The organism is Aquificaceae bacterium, from assembly GCA_037722135.1.
GTDB lineage: Bacteria > Aquificota > Aquificia > Aquificales > Aquificaceae > Pampinifervens > Pampinifervens sericum.
This window is the reverse complement of the sequence record JBBKAW010000034.1, coordinates 43,937-54,555: the sequence shown is the minus strand read 5'-3', so window position 1 is coordinate 54,555 and position 10,619 is coordinate 43,937. Positions and strand designations below refer to the sequence as shown.

Sequence of the window (10,619 nt, the reverse complement as noted above, 5' to 3'; positions counted from 1 at the left end):
TAAGGCATACGGACCCAGAGATATACGAAGCCATAGTAAAGGAATACGAAAGGCAGTTTTATCACCTTGAGCTTATAGCTTCAGAAAACTTCACATCCCTTGCGGTTATGGAAGCACAAGGCTCTGTGCTTACCAACAAGTATGCGGAGGGATTGCCACACAAGAGGTATTACGGTGGTTGTGAGTTTGTGGATATTGTAGAAGACCTTGCCATAAAGAGAGTAAAAGAACTCTATGGAGCGGAGCACGCCAACGTTCAGCCTCATTCTGGCTCTCAGGCAAACATGGCGGTATATATGGCGGTCCTAAAGCCAGGAGATACCATACTGGGTATGGACCTTGCCCACGGAGGACACCTCTCTCACGGTGCTAAGGTAAACTTCTCTGGAAAGATATATAACGTGGTCTACTATGGGCTAAACCCCGAGACAGAGCTTATAGACTACGACCAAGTCTATAGGTTGGCAAAAGAGCACAAGCCTAAGCTCATAGTAGCTGGTGCCTCCGCATATCCAAGAGTTATAGATTGGGAAAAGTTTGCCCAAATAGCGGAGGAGGTGGGTGCTTACCTTATGGTAGATATGGCACACTACTCGGGTTTGATAGCAGGTGGTGTATATCCTAATCCTGTGCCTTATGCTCACTTTGTAACTTCCACAACCCACAAGACCCTGAGAGGTCCAAGGGGAGGCTTTATCCTCTGCAAGGCGGAGTTTGCAAAGGATATAGATAAAAGCGTATTTCCGGGAATACAAGGTGGTCCACTTATGCATGTAATCGCAGCCAAGGCAGTAGCCTTCAAAGAAGCCATGACGGAAGAGTTCAAAAGATACGCAAGACAGGTGGTTAAAAACGCCCAAGCCATGGCGGAAGAGTTTATGAGGCTTGGTTTTAAGGTGGTATCCAACGGAACAGACAGCCACATTGTGCTTCTTGACCTTAGAAACAAGGGAATAACTGGTAAACAGGCGGAAGAAGCTCTTGGCAGAGCAAACATAACGGTAAACAAAAACGCAGTTCCCTTTGACCCACTTCCACCCACAAAGACAAGCGGTATAAGGATAGGAACGCCTGCCATGACTACAAGAGGTATGAAGGAAGATGAGATGAGATACATAGCAAGGCTCATAGCACAGGTTATAAACAACATAGAGGATAGTGATACTATAGAGAAAGTCAGCAAAGAGGTGATAGAACTTTGCCAACAGTTTCCACTCTATCCTGAACTTAAAGAGGTAGTAGATGAGCTTTCTTATAGCAAAACAATCCATATTTAACAAAGAAGGTAAGGGAGTTGCCTTTGAAGTCTTTCTTAGAAAAAAGTCTGAATTTACTGACCAAATACTCAAGATTCTGATATAATACTACCCATGAACCTTATTAGACTTCAGCTCATATATCCAGAAGAGAGAGTGAAAGACCCCATTCTATGTATGGTATGCAAGAGTTTTGATGTGGTTGTTAACATAAGAACCGCAAAAGTCACAAGAGATACGGGCATACTCACCGTTGAAATTGAAGGAGAAGCGGAAGAAATAGAAAGGGTTATGAAGTTCATAGAAGACAAGGGCGTTTTAGTTCAACCCATAGAAGGGCAGATATTTACAGAATGAAGATATCCGAAATAGGCGAATTTGGTCTCATAGAAAGGCTCAAGGGATTACTAAATAGCCACATTATAGGAGATGACACCGCACCTATAAAACTTCAAGAGCATACCTTGCTTTTAACCTGCGACCTACTTCTTCAGGATAGACATTTCAGAATTCACTATCCACCCTCTGCCATAGGTTGGAAGGCTATATCGGTGAATGTGAGCGATGTGGTGGCAAATGGTGGAGAGCCACTTTACTGTCTTGTTTCTCTAATCTTGCCAGACTTAGAGGTAAGATACGTGGAGGATATATACCTGGGCATAAAGAAGGCTTGTGAGTTTTATTCCTGTCAGGTAGTGGGTGGAAACATAAGCAAGGGTGATAAGCTCGGTTTGGATATTTTCATGATTGGCAAGGCGGATAGGTTTGTAGGAAGAGGTGGTGCAAAGGTGGGGGATGGAGTTTTTGTTTCTGGAACTTTGGGTGACTCAAGGGCTGGGCTTGAACTTCTTCAAATGGAGAAAAAGCACTACGAAGATTTTGAACTAAGGCTCATAGAGAAACATCTAAGACCTACCGCAAGGATAGACTTTATAAGGCATATATCCAAATATGCCAATGCCAGCATGGATATAAGCGATGGGCTCTCTTCGGATGTGGAAAAACTCTCAAAGGCAAGCCAAGTAAAGATTAGCCTTTTTTCTGACAAGATACCCATATCTCAAGAACTTGTGAGCTTTTGCAAAAGACATGGCAAAGACCCGCTTGAGTATGCACTCTCTGGTGGAGAGGACTATGAGCTTTTGTTTACTCATCCTCCTGAAAGGTTGAATCCCTTTCTAAGTATGGTGCAGATAGGTTTTGTGGAAGAGGGTGAGGGTGTTTTTCTTGACGGTAAACCTCTAAAACCTACGGGTTTTGACCACTTTAGGGTGGTATAATTTTCCTATGCGAGAGATTTTTATAACAGATGTTTCTCTCAGGGATGGTATCCAGTCTTTGCTTGCGACAAGAGTAAGAACGGAGGATATGCTTGAAATAGTAAGCATACTTGACAAGTGTGGTTTCTGGTCTCTTGAGGTATGGGGTGGGGCAACCTTTGATGTTTGTCTTAGGTATCTAAAGGAAGACCCTTGGGAAAGGCTAAGGCTTTTCAAAAAACATGCTCCAAATACAAAACTTGAAATGCTCCTAAGAGGACAAAATGTAGTTGGCTATAGGCACTATGCGGACGATGTGGTGGAGGAATTTGTAAAAAGAGCATACGATAACGGTATAGAAGTCTTTAGGATCTTTGACGCTCTTAACGATACAAGAAATATGAGAAAATCCATAGAAACCGCCAAGAAGGTGGGGGCAATAGTTAAGGGAGTGCTCTCTTATACCATAAGCCCAGTGCATACGGTGGAGTATTACGTTAATGTTGCAAAAGAACTGGTGAATATGGGAATAGATATTATTTCTATAAAAGACCAGGCAGGACTGCTGTCTCCAAAGGTAGCCTATGAATTGGTAAAGGCTCTCAAGTCTGAGTTTCCAAACTATCCAGTTCATCTCCATACTCAAACCACTGCGGACCTTGCAGAGATGGCACAGCTCAAGGGTATAGAAGCGGGTGCGGACATGATAGATACGGTCTTTTATAGCCTTTCTTGTCAAACCTCTCACCCACCCGGCGAGACCATGATCTATGTGCTAAGGGAGTTTGGCTATGAGGTTAAAGTGGACGAAAAGCTTTATCAAAAGGCTGGAGACCTCTTTGCAAGTATAAGGACAAAGTATAAGAAATACGATGTTCTGCCACCTTATCCAGACGTGGGAGTTCTTTTGCATCAAGTTCCTGGGGGTATGATATCCAACTTTATAAGCCAATTAAGAGAGCAGGGTATGGAGGAAAAACTACCAGAGGTGCTTGAGGAGGTTGTCAGGGTCCGTCAAGACCTTGGATATCCACCTCTTGTTACGCCTACAAGCCAAATAGTAGGCTCTCAGGCTTTTCTTAATGTGCTACATGGAGAGAGATACAAAGTGGTTACAAAGGAAACAAAGGACTACGTAAAGGGGCTATATGGCAGACCACCTGCACCCATCAGTGAGGAGCTCATAAAGAAAATCCTCGGAGAGGAAGAGCCCATATATCATATAAGACCTGCGGACTTGCTTGAACCAGAGCTACCAAAGGTCAGAGAAGAAGCCATAAAGGCTGGTGCAAAGAGCGAAGAAGATATACTGTCCTACGCCCTCTTTCCATTGGTTGCCAAAGAGTTTTTTGAATTCAGAGAAAAAGGAGAGAAACTCCCTCCAGAAGAGCCTATTGAAGAAAAGAGAGAAAACATACCTGTGGAGTTTATAGTGACCGTTCATGGAGAACAGTATCATGTTCAAATAGCAGGAAGGGGAGAGCCTACTGCGGAAGGAAGACCTTTCTTTATCAGGCTTGATGGAAAGTTAGAGGAGGTTATACTCAAACCTCTCAAAGAACTAAAAAATATACCATCACCCTACGGTGAAATAACCTCTGCTATGGAGGTAAAGCCTAAAAGACCAAGACCTGTGGGTGTTGGGGATGTGACTTCACCTATTTCTGGAAAAGTCGTAAATGTAAAGGTAAGTGTAGGACAGACTGTGAAAGAGGGTGATGTGCTCTTTGTGGTAGAAGCCATGAAGATGGAAAATGAGGTTCACAGTCCTGTGGAAGGTGTTGTGGAGGAAGTGCTTATATCTGTGGGTGATGTGATAAATCCAGATGAGGTGGCGGTAAAGATAAAACCCATAAAGATATGAGTTTGAAGATACTTGTGGTAGAAGATGAGAATGACCTTGCGGAGTTGATAGCTTACAATCTAAGGAAAGAAGGCTATGAAGCCCTTGTTTGTCTTAGGGGTGCGGATGCCATAAAATACCTTGAAGAAAACCCGCCAGACCTTTTGCTCCTTGATGTGATGCTTCCAGACTACGATGGTTTTAGGATAGCCCAGTATGTGAGAGGAAAAGAAAGTCTTAAGGATATACCCATAATATTCGTAACCGCACGGGACATGGAACAGGATAAGCTAAAGGGTTTCTCTCTCGGTGCGGACGACTACATAACCAAGCCCTTTTCCTTAAAGGAACTTCTTGCAAGGGTAAAGGCGGTCTTACGAAGGGTTGGGAAGGAGAGAAGGCAAACCCAATTCAGGCTCGGAAGTATCCATATAGACTTGGAAAAAAAGGAGGTTAAAAGGGGCGAAGAAGTTATTGAACTTACACCCACAGAGTTTCTAATATTGTCCGCCTTGCTTGAAAATTATGGCAAGCCCGTGAGCAGGGAATACCTTATAGAAAGGGTGCTAAAGAGAGATGTATACGATAGAACGGTGGATGTGCACATAAAGAAGCTAAGGGAAAAACTTGGTGAAGAGGGGAAAGCTATTCAGACAGTGAGGGGCTTTGGGTATAAGTTGGAAATATGAGATGGTTTATATTGGTCTTTCTAACCCTTTTTGCCCTTATGCATCTTTATGCTTACTCAAGGGTTTTTAAACCTGCACTTGGAAAAAGAGGGAGATGGGTCATTGCCTTGTTGCTTTCTTCTGGATTTTTCTCACCCTTTATATGGCGTTATGCGGATGCTAATATGGGTCCTCAGGTTGCTTATGTTACTGCTTTAAGCGGTCTAATGTGGGCTGGTTTTTTATTGTATTTAGTTGTAGTGGGTTTGCTTTTTGACCTCTATAGGGGTGTGGTTTATGTTTCTCGCAGGTTTTTTGACATAAACCCTCTGCCCCTACCCTCCCCAAAGGCAATAGCCCTTTCCATTCTACTCATCTCCACTGTGCTGTCTGTGTATAGCCATTATGAGACGCTTAACCTCAAGGTGGAAAGGTATACTGTATACACCGATAAACTTCCAGAAAACATCCAAAGGCTAAAGGTGCTCCACATATCGGATATGCATCTTGGTCCTGTAATGGGGATGGACAAAATAAGACTTGTGCTTGAGGTGTATGAAAGGGAAAAGCCAGACCTTGTGGTTTCTACGGGAGATTTAGTGGATGGGAATATGAGGGACAAACTCCACTTGGCTGACGCTTTGTCTGAGATGAAGCCACCCTTGGGAAAGTATGCGGTTTTGGGAAACCACGAATACTATAGAGGTCTGGAACAGGCTATAGACTTTACCCAAAGGGCTGGCTTTAGGCTCTTAAGGGGAGACTTGGCACAGATAAGGGAAGTAAACTTAACTGTGGTTGGAATTGACGACGATGACTGTAGGTTTTTCAAAAAGTGCCAAGGCACTCTTTCCGACAGGGAACTATTAGAAAAGGCAAATCCTAACAGTTTTGTCCTATATCTCAAACACAAACCGCGCCTACAAGAGGGTGCGGAGAGGCTCTTTGACCTTATGCTCTCGGGACACACGCATGGTGGTGTGTATTACCCTGTGGGGAAACTCATCCTCACAAGGCTCTTTATAAGTGATAGAGGCTTTCATAGGCTGGGAGACTCTTACATTTACATAAGCAAAGGTGTGGGCACAGGTGGACCACCCATGAGGCTCTTTTCTCCACCAGATGTGGCAGTTATTGAGATTGTAAACAGGCGGAGATAAAGGACACAAAGAGTGGATGTGGTCTGTGTGGCTTGCTTTTAAACTCTGGATGGAACTGACAGCCTATATACCAAGGATGGTCTCTTAGCTCAATTATCTCCACAAGTTTCCCGTCAGGCGAAAGCCCAGAGAAAACCATGCCTGCGGACTCAAAAAGCTCTCTATAGCGGTTATTGAACTCATATCTATGTCTGTGTCGCTCGTAGACCACTTCTTGCCCATATATTTCCCTTGCCCTTGTCCCTTCCACTAACTTGCAGGGGTATGACCCAAGCCTCATAGTCCCACCAAGATGCCTTATATTTTTCTGCTCTTCCATTATGTCTATTACAGGATGAGGCGTAAAGGGGTCAAACTCTGTGGAGTTGGCATCTCTTAGACCAAGCACATTCCTTGCAAACTCCACACACATAAGTTGCATGCCAAGGCATATACCAAAGGTAGGTTTTTTCCTCTCTCTTCCATATCTCAAAGCCCTAACCTTGCCTTCTATTCCTCTCCCTCCAAAGCCTCCTGGAATAAGTATGCCATCCGCTTGCTCTAAAATATCCTCTTGATAGTCCTCCGAGTTTACCCAGATTATATCCACCTTTGACCTATTGGCTATTCCACCGTGCGTAAGAGCTTCAATTATGCTTTTGTAGGAGTCCTTTAAAGAGACATACTTTCCTACGATAGCAATCCTTACCTTCCTCTCTGCGGATTTTAAAACTTGGACTATGTCCTCCCATTTGCTCCTTGTTTCCTTATAGGTAAAACCAAAGTGTTCAAGAATGAGCCTGTCTATACCCTGACTTTTGAGTATCAAAGGCACTTGGTATATATACTCTACGTCTTGTGCGGATATGACCGCAGACTTTTTCACGTTGGTAAAGAGGGCTATCTTCTCTTTTATGCTTTCCGGAATTTCCACCTCCGACCTACACAGGATTATGTCTGGCTGAATACCTATGGCTCTTAATTCTTTAACCGAGTGCTGTGTGGGTTTGGTCTTTAACTCACCTGCACTTTTTACATAAGGGACATATGTGATGTGTATGAAAAGAACCTTGTCTCTACCTAACTCTACGGATAGTTGACGGACCGCCTCAAGAAAAGGAAGACCCTCTATATCTCCCACGGTCCCACCCACCTCCACTATAACCACATCATACCCATCTTCCACATCCCTTATTAGCCTTTTTATCTCGTCGGTTATGTGAGGTATAACTTGAACGGTTGCACCGAGGTATCCTCCTTCTCTTTCCCTTTGTATTACGTTGTAGTAAACCTTCCCTGCGGTTATGTTGTTTTTCCTGCTCATTTTTATCTCTGTGAACCTCTCGTAATGTCCCAGGTCTAAGTCTGTCTCCGCACCGTCTTCTGTTACGTAGACCTCTCCATGTTGGTATGGGCTCATAGTTCCCGGGTCTACATTTAGATATGGGTCAAGTTTTTGGATGTTTACCCTAAGACCTTGCTCCTCAAGAAGAGAGGCTATGGAAGCGGAAGCTACTCCTTTGCCTAAGGACGAAAGGACGCCACCCGTGACAAAGATGTAATATGCCATGTATGGATATTTTACAATAGAGGGATAAGATTTCTCACCCTTTGTGTTTCCTCAAGGTCCACCTCTACCTGAAGAAGGCTGTCTCCCCTTTCTGAAAAGGCAAGCACCTCACCCCATGGGTTATATATGGCGGAAGACCCACCATATTCTTCACCTCCCACCTCACCCCATGCATTAGAAAGCATAAGGAAACATTGATTCTCTATAGCCCTCGCCCTTGAAAGGACTTTTAAATGCTCTTTCCTTTTGCTCCCCCACATGGCTGGCACAAGGAGCAACTTAGCCTCCCTCAAGCTCCATGAAAGCTCTGGAAACCTAAGCTCAAAGCATACGAGAATACCCAGCTTTACACCAGAAACCTCAAAAAGTGGATTTTCATTACCAGGTAAAAAGTGCTTTTGCTCTTCATAAAGTGGAAAAAGCTTTATCTTGTGCCTTACTCCCGCTATATTTCCCTTGTCTACCACTATGGCAGAGTTATGTATGCCTTCGTTGACCTTTAAGGGATAAGTTCCTACCACTGTTAGCCTTCTCTCTTTTGAGACCCTTATGAGCTCTTGCAGGACTTCATGGGTTGCGTCCGCATGCCTTTCTAAGTTTTGATAGTCAAAGCCACACTGCCACATTTCGGGCAAAAGCACAAAAGACCCATCCTTTACATAGCGGAGCATTTCCAAGACTTTTTTGAGGTTCTCTTCCACCCTTCCAAAAAAAGGTCTAAACTGCAGGACCGCAAAGTTAAGCATCGCTTATAAGATTATAAGTGCTATTAAAGCATAAAATTCCGATTTGCTATGTTAGTATTTATTAATCATGGAAAGGTTCTTTCCCTTTCTCAGATGGCTAAAGGGTTATGACAGGAAAACCTTTACCTCTGACTTAGTGGCTGGTCTTACAGTGGCGGTTGTGCTTGTGCCACAGTCTATGGCTTATGCCCTCATAGCTGGTCTTCCACCCGTTTATGGACTATACGCTGCATCCATACCTGTAATAGTTGCTGCACTTTTTGGAAGCTCCGCCCAGCTTGCCACAGGTCCTGTTGCTATAGTAGCCTTTTTGACCTTTGTCTCTCTCACAAGCTACGCAAAACCCGGTGAAGAGAAATTCATAGAGCTTGCCATTCTTTTAGCTTTTCTGGTGGGTATAATACAGCTACTGATAGGTGTCTTCAGGCTTGGATTTTTGGTGAACTTTGTATCACATTCGGTGATAATAGGCTTTACCAACGCAGCGGCAATAATAATAATTAGCACACAGATACCTGCAATTTTAGGCATAAAGGTGGAACAAAAGGAGCTTATATTCCAAAACATATACGAGATAGTAAAGGCAATTCCACAAACAAACCCTTACACCCTCATGGTGGGTTTAGGCTCCATAGCTTTGATAGTGGGGTTAAGGAAGATAAACAAAAACTTTCCCTCCGCACTGCTTACTGTGGCTTTATTTACCGCCCTATCATACTTTTTTGCCTTTGAAAGCTACGGCATAAGGGTGGTGGGTGATATACCTCAGGGTCTTCCTCTACCCTCCTTGCCCTCTATAGACCTTGACCTTTTGGACAAGATAATAGGCAAGGCTTTTATCATAGCCCTTGTGGGTTTTATGGAAGCCTACGCCATAGCCAAGTTTATAGCAAGCCAAACAAAGCAGAAGATAGACGTAAACCAAGAGCTCATAGGTCAAGGACTTGCAAACCTTGTAGGTTCTTTCTTTAAGAGCTTTCCCGTGAGCGGTTCCTTTTCTCGCTCTGCGGTAAACTTCCAAGCAGGTGCAAAAACAGGCATGGCAAACATCATAAGTGCCAGCTTTGTGATAGCCACCATATTCTTTGTTGCACCTCTTTTATACTACCTTCCAAGAGCGGTGCTCTCTGCGGTGGTCATAACTGCAGTGGTAAACCTCATAAAGCCAAAATACTTTGTGCATCTTTGGAAAACAAACAAATATGACGGCATATCCGCCATCTCCACCTTTGCTTTATCCTTTATCATGAAGCCAGACTATGCCATCTTTATAGGAGTGTTTTTGTCTCTTTCCCTTTTCCTCTGGAGAAGCCTATACCCAAGAATTGTCAGAATGTCCAGAGACCCAGTTAGCAAAACCTTTGTGAACGCAGAAACTAACAACCTACCCACCTGTCCACAGATTGAGATGGTAAGACCAGAGGCATCCTTCTACTATGCCAATACAGAGAATATTCTTGAAGAAATAAAGGAGATGATAGAGCAAAAGCCCGCACTCAAACACTTGGTTATAGACTGTGAGTCTGTAAACTACATGGATGGAACAGCCCTTGATGCCCTAAGCGACTTCCTTGAGGATATCAGAAAGAGAGGAATAAACCTTGTGTTTGTTAACGTAAAGGGTCCTGTGGAAGAAGTTATGAGGCGTTCAGGCTTCCTTGAAAAGCTTGGCAAGCGAAATCTCATGCCCTCCAAGGGATACGCGGTCGGTGAGCTTTTCAAAAGTATAGACCATGAATACTGTGCAAAGGTATGTCCCCATGCGGTCTTTAACGAATGCTATACGGTTAAGGAGTATGTAAAGTTTGAGCCTGCTAAAAATCCCATAAGGGATATATACGAAGCCTTCTCTAATTACGAAGATATAGAAGTTTATGCGGGAAGAGCATACAGGAATCTTATCCTTAGGTCTGATGGAAAGGAGATAGAACTCAAAGCGGAAGATTTCTACACAGATGGAAAGGGTATATACGTGCCTTCTACAAAGTTTATGAAGTATAACGGTGAGGTTATTTCCTTTGGTGGCTTGTGTAGCAAGAAGGGTTGTGAGATGAAGAATGGCTTTGTTTATCTTGGAAAGGATACAAAAGAGATAGTGGAAAAGCTCTTAGGCATTCTAAAATAAAAAAAGCCCCCTT

The 10,619-nt window shown here is 43.6% G+C and carries 9 protein-coding genes; 7 read left to right on the top strand and 2 right to left on the bottom strand.

Annotated features, from left to right (window positions below):
• The 6 genes from glyA to WKI49_02500 all read left to right on the top strand — a co-directional run.
• Window positions 1-1,277: serine hydroxymethyltransferase (glyA, locus tag WKI49_02525; protein ID MEJ7621378.1), on the top strand; the 1,277-nt coding region annotated here is incomplete at its 5' end.
• 93 nt (window positions 1,278-1,370) lie between these two features.
• Window positions 1,371-1,613 (top strand): NIL domain-containing protein, encoded by a 243-nt coding sequence (locus WKI49_02520; protein ID MEJ7621377.1) that lies wholly within the window; start codon window positions 1,371-1,373, stop codon window positions 1,611-1,613.
• A complete protein-coding gene (thiL, locus tag WKI49_02515; protein ID MEJ7621376.1) occupies window positions 1,610-2,536 on the top strand; it encodes a thiamine-phosphate kinase in 927 nt (308 codons plus the stop codon). The genes WKI49_02520 and thiL overlap by 4 nt, the downstream gene beginning before the upstream one ends.
• 7 nt (window positions 2,537-2,543) lie before the next feature.
• Window positions 2,544-4,379: a sodium-extruding oxaloacetate decarboxylase subunit alpha gene (gene oadA, locus WKI49_02510; protein ID MEJ7621375.1), complete on the top strand. Its 1,836-nt coding sequence runs from the start codon at window positions 2,544-2,546 to the stop codon at window positions 4,377-4,379.
• Window positions 4,376-5,047, top strand: a complete 672-nt coding sequence (locus tag WKI49_02505) for a response regulator (GenBank protein MEJ7621374.1) — start codon at window positions 4,376-4,378, stop codon at window positions 5,045-5,047. The genes oadA and WKI49_02505 overlap by 4 nt, the downstream gene beginning before the upstream one ends.
• The gene (locus WKI49_02500) at window positions 5,044-6,186 is read left to right on the top strand and encodes a metallophosphoesterase (protein MEJ7621373.1); all 1,143 of its coding nucleotides are present in this window, start codon (window positions 5,044-5,046) and stop codon (window positions 6,184-6,186) included. Before WKI49_02505 ends, WKI49_02500 begins: the two co-directional genes overlap by 4 nt.
• Here the strand turns inward: WKI49_02500 and WKI49_02495 are convergent.
• Entirely contained in the window at window positions 6,158-7,735 is a 1,578-nt protein-coding gene (locus WKI49_02495) for a CTP synthase (GenBank protein MEJ7621372.1), read from the bottom strand. The two genes, WKI49_02500 and WKI49_02495, sit on opposite strands and share 29 nt — an antisense overlap.
• A gap of 11 nt (window positions 7,736-7,746) precedes the next feature.
• Complete coding sequence (locus WKI49_02490; protein MEJ7621371.1) at window positions 7,747-8,481, bottom strand: carbon-nitrogen hydrolase family protein; 735 nt, start codon at window positions 8,479-8,481, stop codon at window positions 7,747-7,749.
• A 67-nt stretch (window positions 8,482-8,548) separates the two neighbouring features.
• On the opposite strand from WKI49_02490, the gene WKI49_02485 reads away from it, so the two are divergent.
• Complete coding sequence (locus WKI49_02485; protein ID MEJ7621370.1) at window positions 8,549-10,606, top strand: SulP family inorganic anion transporter; 2,058 nt, start codon at window positions 8,549-8,551, stop codon at window positions 10,604-10,606.
• Window positions 10,607-10,619: the final 13 nt, after the last annotated feature.

Coding starts and splice junctions, on each gene's coding strand:
- thiL (MEJ7621376.1), top strand. CDS start 1,610: ATGAAGATATCCGAAATAGGCGAATTTGGTCTCATAGAAAGGCTCAAG.
- oadA (MEJ7621375.1), top strand. CDS start 2,544: ATGCGAGAGATTTTTATAACAGATGTTTCTCTCAGGGATGGTATCCAG.
- WKI49_02495 (MEJ7621372.1), bottom strand. CDS start 7,735: ATGGCATATTACATCTTTGTCACGGGTGGCGTCCTTTCGTCCTTAGGC.
- WKI49_02505 (MEJ7621374.1), top strand. CDS start 4,376: ATGAGTTTGAAGATACTTGTGGTAGAAGATGAGAATGACCTTGCGGAG.
- WKI49_02490 (MEJ7621371.1), bottom strand. CDS start 8,481: ATGCTTAACTTTGCGGTCCTGCAGTTTAGACCTTTTTTTGGAAGGGTG.
- WKI49_02485 (MEJ7621370.1), top strand. CDS start 8,549: ATGGAAAGGTTCTTTCCCTTTCTCAGATGGCTAAAGGGTTATGACAGG.
- WKI49_02500 (MEJ7621373.1), top strand. CDS start 5,044: ATGAGATGGTTTATATTGGTCTTTCTAACCCTTTTTGCCCTTATGCAT.
- WKI49_02520 (MEJ7621377.1), top strand. CDS start 1,371: ATGAACCTTATTAGACTTCAGCTCATATATCCAGAAGAGAGAGTGAAA.